Origin of the sequence: Acinetobacter sp. AOR01_HL (assembly GCF_027855455.1) — a bacterium.
Taxonomy (GTDB): Bacteria; Pseudomonadota; Gammaproteobacteria; order Pseudomonadales; family Moraxellaceae; genus Acinetobacter; species Acinetobacter baumannii.
The window spans coordinates 1-17089 of the sequence record NZ_JAKTIM010000004.1 but is presented as its reverse complement, the minus strand read 5'-3'; the positions used below and the strand labels follow the sequence as shown (position 1 = coordinate 17089).

The 17089-nt window shown below is 35.6% G+C and carries 17 protein-coding genes; 9 read left to right on the top strand and 8 right to left on the bottom strand.

Annotated features, from left to right (window positions below; all coding sequences use genetic code 11):
- Window positions 1-107 precede the first annotated feature (107 nt).
- Entirely contained in the window at window positions 108-1259 is a 1152-nt protein-coding gene (locus MKL62_RS00285) for an alpha/beta fold hydrolase (protein ID WP_000054911.1), read from the bottom strand.
- Window positions 1260-1619: 360 nt separating this feature from the next.
- Here MKL62_RS00285 and gltS point away from each other — a divergent pair, with 360 nt between their 5' ends.
- The gene (gene gltS, locus MKL62_RS00280; RefSeq protein ID WP_000397471.1) at window positions 1620-2855 is read left to right on the top strand and encodes a sodium/glutamate symporter; all 1236 of its coding nucleotides are present in this window, start codon (window positions 1620-1622) and stop codon (window positions 2853-2855) included.
- A 52-nt stretch (window positions 2856-2907) separates the two neighbouring features.
- Here gltS and MKL62_RS00275 read toward each other — a convergent pair whose 3' ends face one another.
- A complete protein-coding gene (locus MKL62_RS00275; RefSeq protein ID WP_005128298.1) occupies window positions 2908-3810 on the bottom strand; it encodes an ATP-binding protein in 903 nt (300 codons plus the stop codon).
- Window positions 3811-3906: 96 nt separating this feature from the next.
- On the opposite strand from MKL62_RS00275, the gene MKL62_RS00270 reads away from it, so the two are divergent.
- Together MKL62_RS00270 and MKL62_RS00265 are read left to right on the top strand one after the other, a co-directional pair.
- Entirely contained in the window at window positions 3907-4605 is a 699-nt protein-coding gene (locus MKL62_RS00270) for a FadR/GntR family transcriptional regulator (RefSeq protein ID WP_030423594.1), read from the top strand.
- 27 nt (window positions 4606-4632) lie between these two features.
- Window positions 4633-4824, top strand: a complete 192-nt coding sequence (locus MKL62_RS00265) for a hypothetical protein (RefSeq protein ID WP_000637306.1) — start codon at window positions 4633-4635, stop codon at window positions 4822-4824.
- Window positions 4825-4892: 68 nt separating this feature from the next.
- Here the strand turns inward: MKL62_RS00265 and MKL62_RS00260 are convergent, their stop codons facing one another.
- Entirely contained in the window at window positions 4893-5531 is a 639-nt protein-coding gene (locus tag MKL62_RS00260) for a TetR/AcrR family transcriptional regulator (RefSeq protein WP_000590088.1), read from the bottom strand.
- 582 nt (window positions 5532-6113) lie between these two features.
- On the opposite strand from MKL62_RS00260, the gene csuAB reads away from it, so the two are divergent.
- The 6 genes from csuAB to csuE all read left to right on the top strand — a co-directional run bounded on the left by csuAB (window position 6114) and on the right by csuE (window position 12135).
- Window positions 6114-6650, top strand: coding sequence for a Csu fimbrial major subunit CsuAB (gene csuAB, locus MKL62_RS00255; RefSeq protein ID WP_000790104.1), 537 nt, complete (start codon window positions 6114-6116; stop codon window positions 6648-6650).
- A gap of 74 nt (window positions 6651-6724) precedes the next feature.
- On the top strand, window positions 6725-7273 hold the full coding sequence (csuA, locus tag MKL62_RS00250) for a Csu fimbrial biogenesis protein CsuA (protein ID WP_000577010.1): 549 nt from the start codon (window positions 6725-6727) through the stop codon (window positions 7271-7273).
- Between the two features lie 5 nt (window positions 7274-7278).
- Window positions 7279-7797, top strand: coding sequence for a Csu fimbrial biogenesis protein CsuB (gene csuB, locus MKL62_RS00245; protein WP_000876483.1), 519 nt, complete (start codon window positions 7279-7281; stop codon window positions 7795-7797).
- A complete protein-coding gene (gene csuC, locus MKL62_RS00240; protein ID WP_005128301.1) occupies window positions 7791-8624 on the top strand; it encodes a Csu fimbrial biogenesis chaperone CsuC in 834 nt (277 codons plus the stop codon). The genes csuB and csuC overlap by 7 nt, the downstream gene beginning before the upstream one ends.
- Window positions 8621-11119, top strand: a complete 2499-nt coding sequence (csuD, locus tag MKL62_RS00235) for a Csu fimbrial usher CsuD (protein ID WP_005128302.1) — start codon at window positions 8621-8623, stop codon at window positions 11117-11119. The genes csuC and csuD overlap by 4 nt, the downstream gene beginning before the upstream one ends.
- A complete protein-coding gene (gene csuE, locus MKL62_RS00230) occupies window positions 11116-12135 on the top strand; it encodes a Csu fimbrial tip adhesin CsuE (protein WP_001022722.1) in 1020 nt (339 codons plus the stop codon). Before csuD ends, csuE begins: the two co-directional genes overlap by 4 nt.
- Before the next feature lie 54 nt (window positions 12136-12189).
- Here the strand turns inward: csuE and MKL62_RS00225 are convergent, their stop codons facing one another.
- The 5 genes from MKL62_RS00225 to MKL62_RS00205 form a co-directional block, all read right to left on the bottom strand.
- Window positions 12190-12423, bottom strand: a complete 234-nt coding sequence (locus MKL62_RS00225; RefSeq protein ID WP_000437833.1) for a hypothetical protein — start codon at window positions 12421-12423, stop codon at window positions 12190-12192.
- A gap of 428 nt (window positions 12424-12851) precedes the next feature.
- Window positions 12852-14339, bottom strand: coding sequence for a glycine betaine/L-proline transporter ProP (gene proP / locus MKL62_RS00220; protein WP_001260521.1), 1488 nt, complete (start codon window positions 14337-14339; stop codon window positions 12852-12854).
- Window positions 14340-14728: 389 nt separating this feature from the next.
- Complete coding sequence (locus tag MKL62_RS00215; RefSeq protein ID WP_001000110.1) at window positions 14729-15349, bottom strand: NUDIX hydrolase; 621 nt, start codon at window positions 15347-15349, stop codon at window positions 14729-14731.
- A 135-nt stretch (window positions 15350-15484) separates the two neighbouring features.
- Window positions 15485-16243 (bottom strand): HD domain-containing protein, encoded by a 759-nt coding sequence (locus MKL62_RS00210; RefSeq protein WP_005128305.1) that lies wholly within the window; start codon window positions 16241-16243, stop codon window positions 15485-15487.
- A gap of 112 nt (window positions 16244-16355) precedes the next feature.
- On the bottom strand, window positions 16356-16865 hold the full coding sequence (locus tag MKL62_RS00205; RefSeq protein ID WP_005128307.1) for a GNAT family N-acetyltransferase: 510 nt from the start codon (window positions 16863-16865) through the stop codon (window positions 16356-16358).
- Window positions 16866-17089: the final 224 nt, after the last annotated feature.

Genomic DNA, 17089 nt, shown 5'->3' with positions numbered 1-17089 from the left:
AGATAAAATTAGTTCTAGAAGATTTGTGCAAAAACTTTAAAAATTTAGTGTGTATTAAAACCAGCCTAAGGTTTAACAGGCTGGTTTTTCATTAACGTTTGAATTGATTAATCTGAACGTGTAGCCAGCCAATTACTCATTTCAGGCCAAACAGAGGTCGGAGCTTGGCTACCGGACACTACGCCCATATGGCCGCCGGGCACAGTTTTGAATGTTTTATCTTGGCTACTAATTAAATCCATAAGGGGCTTAACAGCATCGGCGGTCACAATAATGTCTGTATCTCCACCTACAGCCAACACTGAACAATCAATATCTTTTAAATAAGCTGTAAGTTCCCCAAATTTGATTACACCTGTTGAGAGTTCATTATCAATCCAGAAACGTAAAATAATGTCGCGCATAACGCCACCCGGATAGGCCAGCATATTGTCGATAAATGAACTAGAGGTAGCGTGGTCAACAATAAATTCTCGGTTATCCAGATTTTTAAGAAGTTGCCAATAGGTTTTTAAATTGCCAATGGGGTCCGTTAATTTAAAACCGAGTGTGTTTTGCCATCCATGAATATGAAACACTTCACTTGGTACATGTTGGCGAATACGAAAAGGCGTATGCTTACGGACCCACTGTGCAGGTTTAGTCAGACTTCCATAGAGCTTACCCATATAACCTGCTTTATGTGTGTCGATCGGGGAAGCAAGAATCATCAGATTCTTAATATTTTTATCTTTAAATAAGGCGGTATAGCAAAGTGAAAGTGCGCCGCCTAAGCTCCAGCCATGTAATGAAAGCTGTTGTTGCCCACTATGTATACGGACCTGCTTTAACATTTCAGGCATAAAGACTTTTACGTAGGTGCCAAAATTGTATTTGGCTTGATTTCGGGTAGGTACGCCCCAGTCTATTAAGTAAACCTCGAAGCCTTGATCTAAAAAATAACGTATGAGACTGCGGGTAGGGAACAAATCGTAAATAAGCATGTTCACAGCTAAAGGCGGAACAATCACTAACGGCACACGGTGTTTGTGTGCAGAAGCCTCTGTCTCAATTCTATAATGTCGTAAACTTATAATTTCATGCTTATAAATTACATCAAAAGGCGTTTTTCCTGACAGGGCAATTTCCGACCCTCTAAAAAACAGATCTGATGCATTGGAGAGCATGTGAGGTATTTTCTGACCAGCACGCTTTTTAAGAGATGTTTTAATCGACTGTACCTGTGGAACATTCTGTCGAACTTTAAGCAATAAACTCATTGAATATAAAACCTATAAAGATGTTGCCCAGAGCAAATAACGAGCTGGTCTTTTGCGGATATTAAAGGGAATAAAAGATGAGTTCAGTGACCTAAAAGACAGGATTTTCTGTTTAAGAGATCAAAGTGAAGTTATACTAAATTAATAATTTCTTTACATAAGATTTTGAAATAATTGATAAATTAAATTATAGGGTATGATTTTGTATAAAATATTTAAAAAATTAAGCTATTCTTAAGAATAGTAAAAATTTATTGGTAGGGTAATTTTGTAAAGTTTATTTGTGTTTTTTTTACATATTAAAAAATAAAATATAATTATTTTACAATCCGTTAGGAATGTAATCAGAAAGTAGTATATATGGAATTTGTTTTTAATGGTTTTTATACACTAATTTCGGCGGTCATCGTTCTATTGTTGGGTCGCTTTCTTGTCAATCGGATTGATTTTTTAAAACGTTATAATATCCCTGAACCAGTAGCAGGTGGTTTGGTCGCTGCGGTAGTTTCTTTACTTGTCCACACTTTTTGGGGATACAGTATTGTTTTTAGCAGTGAATTACAAACCAGCTTTATGCTCGTGTTCTTTGCTTCAATTGGTTTAAGTGCCAATTTTATGAAGCTTAAAGAGGGTGGTACTGCTTTAGTCATCTTCTTAATTTGTGTAGCCTCATTTATTGTTGTTCAAAATGCTGTCGGTATGAGCCTTGCAACCTTATTGGGTCTAGACCCACTTATTGGTTTGATTGCAGGTTCAATTACATTAACCGGTGGTCATGGTACAGCAGGTGCGTGGGGTGAAATTTTAGAAAGCCAGCATGGTATTCAGGGTGCTTTAGCGTTAGGTATGGCAAGTGCTACGTTTGGCTTGATTATTGGTGGTGTCATTGGTGGTCCTTTAGCCAAATTGCTCATTAATCGTTATAGCCTTGCTCAAGCAAAAACCAATGCTGAGATTCAGCAGCGTGACACGCATGTTGAACAAAATTCAGATGATCTTGCACCGTTTGAAAACCCGCATCAAGTTCGTTTAATTACTGCCGACAATGCAATTACCACGCTTGGTATGTTTGCAGCATGTTTAGCATTTGCTGAATTTATGACTGGCTTTAGTAAGGGAACTTGGTTTGAGTTACCAACTTTCGTTTGGGCGCTTGGTGGCGGTGTAATCTTAAGAAATATTTTAGAAAGCGTGTTGAAGGTTGATATTTTTGACCGCGCGATTGACGTTTTTGGTAATGCGTCTTTATCTCTTTATTTAGCAATGGCATTGCTTTCATTAAAGCTTTGGCAACTTGCTGACTTAGCAGGTCCACTTGTGGTTATTTTAGGTGCTCAAACACTGACTATGGCTTTATATGCAGCATTTGTGACTTTCCGTGTAATGGGGAAAAATTACGATGCGGCAGTATTGGCAGCAGGTCACTGTGGTTTCGGTATGGGGGCTACACCAACCGCCGTTGCAAATATGCAGGCGATTACCAATATGTATGGCCCATCGCATAAAGCATTCTTAATTGTTCCGCTTTGTGGTGCATTCTTTGTCGACTTGATTAATGCAACTGTGATTCAGCTTATGTTGAAATTTATTGCTTAATTAAAAAAAGCCCGTAAGGGCTTTTTTTATGGAGCATGTTATAGCCAACAACTTAAACCGTTAAATCTGCTGCACTTAGCATTTCTTGGCCCACAATCATTTTGGCAAATTGATTGGCAATTCTTCCTGAGCGGTTGCCTTGCTGAGTTGCATATTGAATAGCTTTTAACTGAATCGTTTCCCAAGTTTCACGTTGTTGCCATTTGTATTCATTTAGCCAGTATTGAACAGTTTTTAAATACTCTTGTTGGCTAAAGCCATAGAAATTAATTTGTAAACCAAATCTGTCTGCTAAAGAAATCTTTTGTTCAATGCTGTCGCCAGGGCGTAATTCGCCATTTTCCCCGACATTTAACTCGGTATTATCTTTATTGTATTCGGCCACCATATGCTTTCGATTTGATGTTGCATAAATGAGTGTATTGTCTGAACTAGAGGCCAGTGAACCATCTAATACAGTTTTTAAAGTTGCGTAACTTGAGTCACCGGCTTCAAAGGCCAAGTCATCACAAAAGATGATAAAACGCTCAGTACGGTCTTGTAGTAAGTTAATAATCTTAGGCAAATCTTCTAAATACTTTTTCTCAAGTTCAATCACTCGAAGGCCTAAGTGGTGATATTCATTTAAACAGGCTTTTACAATAGACGACTTGCCTGTACCACGTGAGCCTGTCATGAGTACATTATTTGCCAACAAGCCTTTTGCAAAGGCTTCAGTATTTAGTTTTACTTTGGTGAGTTGGCTGTCGATATTGCACAGATGATTAAAAGAAATGAGTTGAGGTTTACGAATCGCGACGAGCGAACCTTTATTATTTTCTCTTTCCCATCTAAAGGCGATTGCCTCATCTAAGACATCTATAGAAATTTCTTGGATTTTAGAAATTTTTTCGACTGCTTGAGTAAGCTTTTGAATTTCAAAAATAAGATTTGAAATTGTCTGACTTAATTCCATGAGCTCAACCTTTAAAAATGCATGAAAGAGAAATTGAACAATTAAACATAGGATGATAGTATCACCGTATGTTTAAGCTTACTAGTACCAATTTTAATGATTGAGCAAATTCAAAAAAGATCACTGGTCGATGAAGTGATTCATGTCATACGTCAGAATATTAAAAATGATATTTGGAAAGTAGATGAGAAAATTCCCACTGAACCTGAGCTTGTTCAAGGTTTGGGTGTGGGCCGAAACACCATTCGTGAAGCAATTAAAATTTTAGAATATTTAGGTGTTTTAGAAGTCAAACAGGGACTGGGTACTTTTGTACGCACGAAAAATGACTTTTCAATTGTGATTAATTCAATTCATCATTCTGATTTATATGAACACGTAGAAGTAAGATGTTTATTAGAAATCGAAATTGCTAAATTAGCTGCTAGACATAGCACGCCAGAAGATATGTGCGATGTTATAGCGTGTTTAGAACATAGAGCAGCAACAAATCAACAAGATGTTGCTAACTTCATGTTAAGTGATAAGAAACTACATTTGGCAATTGCCAAGGCGACGCATAATAAAGCTTTACAGGCAACTTATGAGTATTTCTTAAACTCAAGCTATCAATACATCTTAGAGCTAGTGACTAATAAAAATTTACCTGACCCAAACCAGCAAATACATAGTGAACTTGTTCAAGCTATTCAACACAAGTCTGAGTCAGAAGCCATGCGAGTTGCGGAGTCTATGTTGGCGCCCATATTACGTTCGCTAGATTCAATTAAAGCTGACTTTGTCCAAAACCACTAAATAGCTAGATCAAATACTATGAGTTTTATGATTGTTTCGAACAACTTTGCTGTTCCTTACTATTTAAATGTGAGGAAAGAAAAGGGAATGACGGCTTATTATTGGGCAACTCATCAATCTCAGTTAGCTCTATTTGACTCTTACGAATTGGCCTATCGCTTTTACTTTCCATCTCGACATATTTTGATTCGAAGTGAAATTAAAGCTTTCGCTCAGTAATATAATAATTGAGTACAACACCACCATATATTAAAAACATAGGAGAACTGGCTCCTATGTTTTAAAATTTATGGTTCACTGACTAATCTTAATATATTTTTTAACAGTATACTTCTTAAAAATTCTTTATAACTTTCATCTGTATTTTTGTTCGAATGTTGAACTAAATATCCATTAAGTTGAGTGATTATAATAATGGCTCTTTCTTTATATTCTTCTGAAGATATTTTATTATGAATAGGGAGAATGATTTTATATATAAGCTCGAGATTATACTTTTGTATGATTGACAAAGCTTCATATACATAGGGTAAATGATCTGAAATAGAGAAAAACTCTTTAAATGCATTTGTAATGATCGGTTGCTCTATTTCATAAATTATATTAGTGATAATATTCATAAACCGAATTAAAGGTGGTTCATTTGCATTCAAATTGATTAAAATTTCAATACGCTGTATATAGTCACAAATTAATTTATTAAGTAAAGCTTTTAATAAAATATCTTTATTTTGAAAATAATGTTGCAAAGTACTTAAACTAATATTTGATTGAGTTGCAACTCCTCTCATACTAAATCCGGAATAACCTTTAGTAAGAAAAACTATTTCAGCATTTCTTAAGATCTGCTTTATTCTTTCTTGCCCTTTTAGCGTGGTAAAGGACTTCTTTATTTGCATAGTATCAAAGGTATCAATTTTGATCATTATCCAGCCTGTAAGTACTATTTAAAAAAAGGCATTCTAAACCATGAAATTAAAAAAATATAAATAAAATATTTAAATTCTATTAAACTAAAATTAGGTCGGATGACCTATATTTTTTAAATCTAGGTCATTCGACCTAATTAATGGTTAAAAAATGGGTCAAATGACTTATTTTTATTTCTTTAGGTAGGATTAAAATAGGTCATGTTACCTATTTTAATAAAAATAAATAATGCTCATTTTTGTTGTGTGTATAAATAATTGTATTTGAATAACTATTTAAAAAGTATGATCGTTAAAACAATAATTTCTTTTTCTAGTTTTTAGTCATTTTAATAAAGTAGGGGTGGGTATTTAATCGGGTGTTTTTATAAGATTAAAAAAATGATTTTAAATAACTCAACATAGTCTTTTTGTAATATGTGTATACAAGTTAAATAATTGTTATTAAATTGTGAAGAGAATCACACAATAGTAAAAGGTAATTTGTTTTATATATAAAACAGATTAGCCATATTTTATTTGTCGAGTTTGATTCATTTTGTTCTACAAATCTAATCATTATATATGTAGGTTATGAATATGAAAAACATTCAGAAATCACTTCTTGCAGCATTAATAGTTGCTGGTTATGCGGTAAATACTCAAGCAGCTGTTACTGGACAGGTTGACGTTAAATTGAATATCTCAACAGGCTGTACTGTAGGTGGTAGTCAAACTGAAGGAAATATGAACAAGTTTGGTACTTTAGATTTTGGTAAAACTTCCGGTACTTGGAATAACGTATTAACTGCTGAAGTTGCTTCAGCAGCAACAGGTGGCAATATTTCTGTGACTTGTGACGGAACAGATCCTGTTGATTTTACAGTCGCAATTGATGGTGGTGAACGTACAGACCGTACTTTAAAAAATACTGCTTCTGCTGATGTAGTTGCATATAACGTTTATCGCGATGCTGCACGTACAAACCTTTATGTTGTAAACCAACCACAACAGTTCACTACAGTAAGTGGCCAAGCTACTGCTGTACCAATTTTCGGTGCAATTGCTCCAAATACAGGTACACCAAAAGCACAAGGCGATTATAAAGATACTCTATTAGTCACTGTAAATTTCTAAATATAAAAAAGAAATAATTAATTGAGTGGCAGGTTTGCTCAAATATGAGTAGACCTGTTTTAAATGGAGGGAAGATGATATTCAATCGTGGTTCGGCATTTATAATTTCTTATTTTTTAATTTCTTTAGTAAATGCGGGTGAAATTGGAGCTAAATTAACTAGTCAAATTGAATTATTGCCTTCTTGTTCTGTTAATAATAACGTTGTAGAAAATAATGCAGCAAATTTAAATTTTGGAACTATAGATTTTGGTGAAGCTACCACAGCTTTTAAAGGGGTTTTAGAAGCTAGTTTAGTTAATAATGGTAATTCAGGTTTTCAGATCGAGTGTGCAGGTATTTCAACTGTAAAAATAATATTTGGAGCAGGAAATAATGATAGTAATATTCCAGCTTCATTTTCACAAAATTATTATCATGCTTTAAGTAATGGTAGAGATTTTATTGCTTATAACTTGCTCTATGGTTTAAATAAACAAGTCATTAAAGCAAATGAAGCTTTTATTCTTAATGATATGAATAATAAAAAGAATATCGATATTTTTGGTCAAGCAACCCATGATGGTAGTCGTATATCTAAGGGTGAATATAAAGATATAGTACCAATTACGATTGAGTTTTAAGAAAAATGAAATACTTATATTTTAAAGCAATATTTTTGCTATCTGTTAGTCAATTTATATATGCAGCAGATCCTCAGCTCAATTCAAGTTTTAAAGTACAAGCTAAAATTGAAAATGGCTGTTCAATAGATAATATTGAGCAAAACATGGATTTTGGTAAATACTCTGCTTTATCAAAAAATAAAGTGGTGACTAATATTATTAATAGCAAAGGTTCTTGGAATATCCGTTGTACGGAAAGTTTACCTGTAAGTATTTCTATAGATGGTGGTGAAAACTTTCAAAATAATACAAGACGTATGAAGAATGGTTCATCCACTAATTATTTATCTTACAAGCTATATAACTCTAGCAGTTTATCCAATGAATATATTGTAGGTAATAAATATTTATTGCCTGCTACAACACCTACAAACCGTCTGGCAAATTTTGAAATATATGGTGTCGTTGATTTAGAAAATAATAATGAACCCCATGTGGCCGGAATTTATAAAGATACTGTTTCAATAATGATTACATGGTGATTTGTATGAACAATTCTGCATTTATTAAAAATGGCATTTTAAAATCTTTTTTATTTGCAAGTACATTATCACTTGTTACACCTGTGATGGCACAAGCAACTTTTCTAATTTGGCCGATTTATCCAAAAATTGAAGCCAATGAAAAGGCAACTGCGGTTTGGCTTCAAAATACGGGTAAGACCGATGCAATGGTGCAAATTCGGGTATTTAAATGGAATCAAGATGGCTTAAAAGATAACTATAGTGAGCAATCAGAAATTATACCAAGCCCGCCTGTAGCCAAAATTAAAGCAGGCGAGAAGCATATGCTTCGCTTAACCAAAAGCGCCAATTTGCCAGATGGGAAAGAGCAGTCATATCGTCTAATTGTAGATGAGTTACCGATTCGACTTTCTGATGGCAATGAGCAAGATGCTTCTAAAGTAAGTTTCCAAATGCGTTACTCAATTCCATTGTTTGCTTATGGGAAAGGAATTGGCAGTGGATTAACCGAAGAAAGTCAAAAACTTAATGCAAAAAATGCTTTAGCAAAACCGGTTTTACAGTGGTCAGTTCGCAACAATCAACAAGGCCAGTCTGAGCTATATCTTAAAAATAATGGTCAGAAGTTTGCGCGTCTTTCGGCACTGAAAACTTCAAAAACAGGTAATGATATCTCTTTAGGAAAAGCTGCTTTTGGCTATGTTTTATCAAATAGCACTGTAAAGTTTGCTATTGATCAGTCGACGGCACATGAGTTGTCAAAAACATCTAAAATTTATGGTGTAGACAGTTCTGGTATTAAACAAGAATTGATCGAAATCACCAAAATGGAGGATCCATCATGATCCTTCGGCATAATAATTTATGCAAAAGTATTTTGCTGATTTTATTGTCGGGTGGATGTTTAAATATTCCAAATACTGTGTTCGCAGGCGATTTGCCTCCACCACCAAGAGACATTAATGAAATTAATCAACTTTTTAAACTGTACCTAGATTTGGTTGTGAACCAGTATTCGGTCCAGCAAGTTGTGCCTGTTATTGTGAAAAATGATGAGTACTTCATACAAAAAAAGAAGCTGATTGATGAATTAGAAATTAAGATCCCTCAAGAGTTATTAACAAACACTGACACATCTTTATCTAATCAAGATGTTTTGACCTTGGGGTTTAGTGGTGATGCGAGTGATTGGATATCTTTAGATAAATTAAAAGATGTAAGCTATGAATATCAATCTTCGAACCAATACTTTAAGCTCAATTTTCCGCCCGCTTGGATGCCCACTCAAGTTTTGGGTAAAGACTCATGGTATAAGCCGGAAGTCGCTCAGTCTGGTATAGGGCTGCTCAATAACTATGATTTTTATACATATAGACCCTATCAAGGCGGTTCAACCAGCAGTTTATTTACTGAGCAGCGTTTTTTCTCTCCGTTAGGGGTCATTAAAAACTCTGGTGTCTATGTCAAAAACCAATACAAAAATGAAGGTAACGCCGAGTCTGTAGATAATGACGGCTATCGTCGTTATGACACATCTTGGCAGTTTGATAACCAAAAGAATGCTACATCTTTTTTACTGGGTGACATTATTACCGGTAGTAAAACGACTTGGGGAAGTTCTGTCCGTCTAGGTGGTTTTCAGGTACAGAGAAACTATTCAACCCGACCAGATTTAATTACCTATCCCTTACCACAGTTTATTGGGCAAGCTGCTTTACCAAGTACAGTCGATTTAATTATTAATGGGCAAAAAACCAGCTCAACAGAAGTACAGTCTGGTCCATTTATATTAAATAATGTTCCCTTTATTAATGGTAAAGGTGAAGCCGTTGTTGTCACGACCGATGCAGTCGGACGTCAGGTTACCACTGCCGTACCGTTTTATATTTCTAATACTTTGTTAAAGCCCGGCCTATTTGACTATTCATTATCTTTAGGGAAAATTCGTGAAGACTACGGACTTAAAAATTTCTCTTATGGGAAGTTTGCAAGTGCAGCCGACGCCCGTTATGGGGTAAATGACTGGTTTACCGTAGAAGGTCGTACTGAGCTTTCCTCAGACTTACAGTTATTTGGTGTTGGATCTGTACTCAAACTTGCAAACTTAGGTGTGCTGAGTGCTTCTTTTAGCCAAAGTAAGGCCGATAAGTCTATGTCTGAAGATCGCACCAAAGACTTAGAGGGTAAGCAATATACGGTCGGGTATAGCTATAACCGTAATCGATTTGGTTTTAGCATTAACCATAACCAGCGTGATGATGAATATACCGATCTTTCACGACTGCAATATAGCAATTTAATTTCGGTCAATAGCAATAAAAGTTTAACGGCCAATACGTACTTTGCGACTAAAAACTCAGGAACCTTTGGTGTGGGTTATATCAATACCAAAGCAAACGACTTTAAAAACCGCTTTTTAAACTTGTCATGGGCGCCTGTTTTACCGACCTATATGAATGGCGTGACCGTTTCACTCAGTGCCAACCGTGACTTTATCGAAAAAGAGTGGAGTGCTGCATTTCAGCTTTCGATACCGTTGTTTCAGCGAAACGCGACTGTTAACTCAGGTTATGCGTTTAATAAGCAGGGCGATACTGGCTACGTTAACTTCAACCGCTCTGTTCCGTCTGAAGGTGGCTTTGGTGTCGATTTAACCCGACGCTTTAATGAAAATAGTGAAGATTTAAATCAGGCACGCGTCAATTACCGCAACAGTTATATTAATACTGACTTTGGTCTGTCTGGAAACCATGACTATAACTACTGGTTTGGCCTATCCGGATCTCTCATTTATATGGCAGGAGATTTATTTGCCTCAAACCGATTAGGTGAATCTTTTGCATTGATCGATACAAACCAAGTGCCTGATGTTCTGGTCAGATACGAAAACAGTTTAATTGGCCGCAGTAATAAAAAAGGCCATATTTTTGTGCCATCGGTCACGCCTTACTATTCGGGTAAATATAGCGTCGACCCAATCGACTTACCTTCAAACTTTACAATCACACAAGTTGAACAACGGATAGCGGCTAAACGCGGTTCGGGCGTTGTGATTAAGTTCCCTGTTCATCAGTCTATTTCTGCAAATGTCTATTTGACTCAGGCAGATGGTAAACCTGTGCCGGTAGGGTCTGTAGTACATAGAGCTGATCAAGAGTCTTCTTATGTGGGAATGGATGGCATTGTCTATTTAGAAAATTTAAAACCGAATAACACCGTAACGGTTCAGCGTTCGGACCAAAGTATTTGTAAAGCAGATTTTTCTGTAGATGTAGATCAAGCCAAGCAGCAGATTGTGGTGGTTAAACCTGTTACTTGTCACGAGGTATCTTTACCATGAATATAAAAACAAAAAAATTACTCAGACATTTATGTATGTTCTCTGGACTGATGTTGACGGGAAATTTGGCTCATGCTGCATGTAGTGTGAGTGCTTCAGGTACATCCTCTATTTCGGTCCCGTCTATTTACTTAATGGAAAACGGTGAAAACTCATCACAATTTAATTCGGGTTTGTCGTGTACGGGTTTTAGCTTGGCTTTAGCAAACATGACCTACCTAAAATATCGGGTCGAGCAAATGTCGAATTCATTTACCAATGCTCAGACCGGAGAAAAACTTAACGCCATTATTCTAGACAGTAACAATGAAATCATTAGTCTAGGCCAAGAAAAAGACATGAGTAGCTTTACGCTGGTCAATCTTTTTAGCGGGCCTGATGGCAATTTACCTTTCTACATACGGCTTCCGGCTGGACAAAGTGTATCGCCGGGTGTTTATCAAGCCGACTCACCGTTAAAAGTAAAATGGTTCTATTCTGTGCCCGCAGTCGCGATTGTGGGAATCGGGGTGTTCTTTGAGAGTCCTGGGTTTAGACGCGGTGCATTGGGTATTGGTTTTAACTGGGGAAGTGGGGCAGACTCGCTTGGTTCACTCTCAATTACCGTACTTCCAGACTGCCGAATTTTAGCTCAAGACGTAAACTTTGGTACGGCGGCGTTTGCTTCCAAGCTTGAGCCTGTTCAGTCTTCTATGGGAATACGTTGTTCTGTAAATACACCATATTATGTGAGTTTAAATAATGGACTTTCCCCGCAAAATGGCAACCAACGAGCCATGAAGTCGCAAACGGGAAATACATTTTTAAAATACGATATTTTCAAGAATTCATCGAATGACCGATGGGGAAGCGGTAACGAGCGTTGGTCGAGTTTAAATGCAACGATTAACCCGGGGGTACATAACGGGGTAACTCAGCAGAACTATGTGTTTACTACAAAAATTGTGGATGAAAACGCAGACACGGTACCAGCGGGAACTTATCAAGATACGGTCACGGTACAAGTCGAGTTTTAAAAGCTGTTTTATATAGAAGATAAAAGCTCAGTTCATGGGCTTTTATCTTTCAAACTATTCAATTTCTAACTGATCATCATCTTTGGTAATTTTAATTTTTATCTTTTTATATTTCCGCTTATTTGGATCGAGCGCCGAGTTTATTACTTCATCGGCAAAAGGCGGGCACTGCATGAGTTTTGCATAAGCTCTATAGCCGATGCGTATTCGACTAGGCGGGCAATCGGTTCTTTTTGAATAGTATTCAATGAGTGAGTTCAGTTCTTGTAATAAAGTTTGCTGTTCCATCATACATACTTAACAATTAGATAACTCAAGCATAATAGATTTAAACCTTTTGCTGTGTAGCTGTTTATCATAAGCACCCATCAAAATTGTGATGGAGTTCTCTAAAATCACTTATATATGTATTAAGTTTGTTTTGGGGTAGACTGAGGTGTTTTTTTAATTGAATTGTCACAATGGAAAGCTAAGTTAGACCTATAACAAAAACGAATGAAGATTGTTGCGAACAATAAAACCAAGAAGCAATTTTCAACTAAAGCTGGTCTGCTGTAATTAAGCTAATTCGAAAGAATTGGCTTTTTTGTTTATTAAATATTATTCCTAATAATAGATTTACTAAGTTAATTCTTTTTACTATCAAATTGAATGAAAAATATATTAAAAGAATAGCGACATTTAAGTCGCTACTCTTATAAAAAACGTTGCTTCACTCATGCTATATCAGGGTGTTTATCTGCAAGTTTTTGACGTTTTTGTTGAAGCTCCTGAATTTTCTGATCAATATTTTCAATTTTCTGTTCAATAGTTTCATGAAACTCTTCGAGTAACTCTTGTGCTTCCTCTATATTGTGAGCAATAGGCACGCCCCCAATTAAAGGCTTATTGGCTGTTTCCTTTAAATACATTGCAGTAGCAATACCTACCACCCCGCAAATCATCAAGTAATAGGCTGGAACCATCAGATTATGGGTAGTTTCAACTAGCGTTGCGGTAAGAGTTGGGGTTAAACCAGCGATAACTACTGAGAAATTAAAGGCAATACCTAAAGCGCTATAACGGATTTCAGTTGGAAATAGAGCCGGTAAAGTTGATGCCATCACTCCGATAGACATATTGAGAGATAAAGCAAGAATAAGTAAGCCTATAAAAATTTGATAATTTACCCCAGAGTTAAGTAATACAAAGGCAGGATAGGACAAGAAAATAAGAGAAAAGCTTCCAATAAAAATAAATGGGCGGCGTCCGAACTTATCACTCAAATAACCAATCACAGGTTGTACAAATAACATGCCAACCATAACCGCAATGATAATAAGTGCACCATGTGCTTCTGAATAGCCTAAGTTATGCGAAAAATAGCTTGGTAAATAAGTTAGCAACATGTAATAAGTAACGTTAGTGCTGATTACGAGACCAATGCACACCAATAAACTACGCTTATGTTTAACAAAAATTTCTTTGAAACTAAATTTTTGGGGTTTGCTTTTTTGTGCTTGTTGCTCTGAATGCTGTTGATATACAGGGGTTTCTTCAAGGCGGTTTCGTAAATATAAACCGATTATGCCCAGTGGTAGAGCGAGAAAGAATGGAATACGCCAACCCCATTCGGCAAAGCGTGCCTCACCCACGGCGTGTGTGATCAAGGCGACAGTTGCAGCCCCAAGTACAAAGCCGGCTATCGATCCAAAATCAAGCCAGCTTCCCATAAAACCACGTTTTCGGTCCGGAGAATATTCAGCTACAAAAATCGCAGCACCTGAGTATTCACCACCAATGGAGAAGCCTTGTACAATTTTTACGATGAGTAAAAGAATAGGTGCCCATAAACCGATTGTTTCATAAGATGGAATAAGGCCAATACCAAAGGTACTGATGGACATAATAATGACAGTAATGGCCAGAACTTTTTGACGTCCGTATTTGTCACCTAAATGTCCAAAGAAAAGACCACCTAATGGACGGAAAATAAAAGGTACTGAAAATGTAGCAAGCGCGGCAATCATTTGCACGCTTGGTGAAGCATCTGGGAAAAATACTTTACCGAGAACGTATGCCACATAACCATAAACTCCGAAATCAAACCATTCAATTGCATTACCTAATGCAGCTGCAGTAATCGCTTTTTTGGTTTTTTCGTTCTCGATGATATTGATATCATCAATCTCAATAGGTTTTACTTGTTTTTCAGATGTACGCATATCTAGCCTAAGAATTGAATCTCAGTATTTAAAGTGAAAATATACGGTTTTAAATACTGAATTAAAAAATTGCAGAATAAAGAGACAGAATAACGATAAGTTACTCAAGAAAAGGAAATTAAGAGGTGTTCTCTTAATGAACAACAAGATAGCAAAAGAGAACTAATTGTTTGTTTATGTTAGAGTTTTAAATTGTGGAGAAATTGTATGGATAAAGTTACATAAGTTTACTTAGTGGTAAAACTGAATCATGGGGTAAGAAAATTATATAAAAATTGATAAAAGACATGAGATTAGCATAAAAGTTAAGCGCTATTTTTTGAGTTTAAAAGACCAAGTTTTTTACTTTTCATATACAAAAACTGAGCTTGCCTTATATTAGGTTTTTATTAATCAAACTTCGTTGCTTCAGGGATTGACTCTAAATAATCAAAAAATTGTTGTATCTGTTCTTCAGTTACACGTGCTGTAGAAATCGGGGGGAGTTCATCTCTACCAAAGAAGCCAACTTCTGGTGTTTCAATACTCGGGGTAAGCTCGCCATCAATGATTTCGCACCAGAAAAATGCCTTATACACATGTAAAAACATTGGAGGATGAGGGTGCTTGGTTCTATCAGTTAAAGCTAATAATTTAATGGCTTTAACCCGCAATCCTGTCTCTTCTAAAACTTCTTTTTCTGCATTTTCCGATGCTGAGTAGCCTACATCAGCCCAACCACCGGGAACAGACCAGCGTCCATCGCCAATTTCTTTTGCTAATAACAATTTATTTTCTTTAAACACAACTGCTCTAACATCTAGTTTGGGAGTCGCATAACCCACATCTTGAAGAACATTATTAATAAAATTTTCTGTATTAATTTCTTTTAGTTCTAATAGATGTTCAATATGCCCTAAAAGCTGCTCATAACGTTCTTTGTCATAAACATCTTTTGAGTAATGTAAACCTGTTTGAGCAATACCAGTAATTTTATTTAGAATTTCTAACCACTTAACTGAATCATTCATTAGAGCGGGTGCCTTTAATTTATATCTTTTGCATATATTAAGGCATACTCATGCTAAGGAATATAAAACAGTTGTTAATTGAAATTTCTCGTCATGATAGAAAAGTTGTTTTATGACTAATATGTTTAATTAAACTTATTCATTATATAAATTTGATTTAATCATGAGGGGTAATCCAAGGTCATATAATAAGCCTGTTCGCGAACTCGGAACATTTTTTCTCTCTAAATTAATAAGTTTAATGAATTCTTTATTAAATTGATTTCTAGGATATTTTTCTAAAATTTCATTTCTAAAAGATAAGGGGAGCTTATATTGGTTGTCACTAATTACATCACAAGAAGCACCTTGCTGTAATAGAATAACTTCAGGTGGATCAGAATCCTCTATATATCCATTCATGTGTAGACATATAGCATCTTTAATCACTTCGCTTTTCTTGTCATCAAAGTTATATTCTTTCGCCTTTTGCTCAAATTGTTTAGCGCTTTCATATGTAAAACATTGACAGCCTTTATTATGTATATGTTGCTCAGTTAGACCAATATCATGAAAAAGTGAAGCCAATAAGAGTGACTCAGGGTCAAACTGCCGGTTTTGTAAATGACCTAGGGCTGCTCCCCAGAAGTATGTTCGCCATGAATGATTGTAGATAGATATACTTGATTTTGATTCTAGTTCCTCAAGTGCGATTTTAATCATTTGAGTATCTGGTATTACAATTTGCCCTATATCAAAATCGTTACCAGTTTGAAATCGATAATAATTTATTTTTATAGAACTCAGGATGCTAGGCACCATAATTTTTTGAATTAATTTAATTTTTTCTTTGAAGCTGAGCTGACCATTTGTAGTTTGCATCCAGTGATATGAACCAATTCTTATATTTTTCATTATTAGATCTCATTTTAGAGTAATTACTCTAAAATATTGCCATAGCAGTTATTTTGCAAGTTGTATCTTTTATGAAGCTAATAGCCATTTGATTAATATGGTTTTTATAGAATTAAAAGCTAACAGGAATTTCATAGGTTACAACTTCGTATTTGGGACCAGTAAATTTTGAAACTACTTTGCCCTCTAAAGATTCGGCAATTTTGCGACTTGGGTAGTTATCTTCGGCGACGGGATAAACAAAAAAGTCCGGCTTAACAAAGTCAATTGCCCACTTTGCTACTGCTGTTACAGCTTCTCTACCATACCCATGATAGTGGTAATCTTCGCGTATCCATATGCCTAACTCTGGGTTACTTGTTTGTATACGGTGTAGTCCTACAAGACCTATAAATACTTGAGAAGATGTCTCTCTAATAACAAAAATAATTTCAGTGCCAAGAGCAAAGTTCTTTAGCCAATTACTCCAAGTTTGATCGAATTCATGCCTTGGTTGAGGATCCCAAGCCATATAGCGTGTGAGCGTAGGGGTAATACAGTTATAGGTTTCATCTGCATCATTTGCGGTAAATGGTTTTAGGGTAAGCCTTTGAGTAGAGAGCATTACTGTATTTAAAGTCATAATTATCCTTGTATAAATGAATTAAATTGTTATCAAAATATATGATTCATACTCAAGTTAAAGTAAACAATAAACTTTTATTAGCCATATATACTACGTTTTATATAAATAATTTATAAACCCCAAATGAACAATAAATTTTAATTATTTATCCTTAGTTTTTAATGATCTAATTTAAAACAAATGTCATTTTGTGTGCTTGACTGTAATAGGGCAGAGCACTA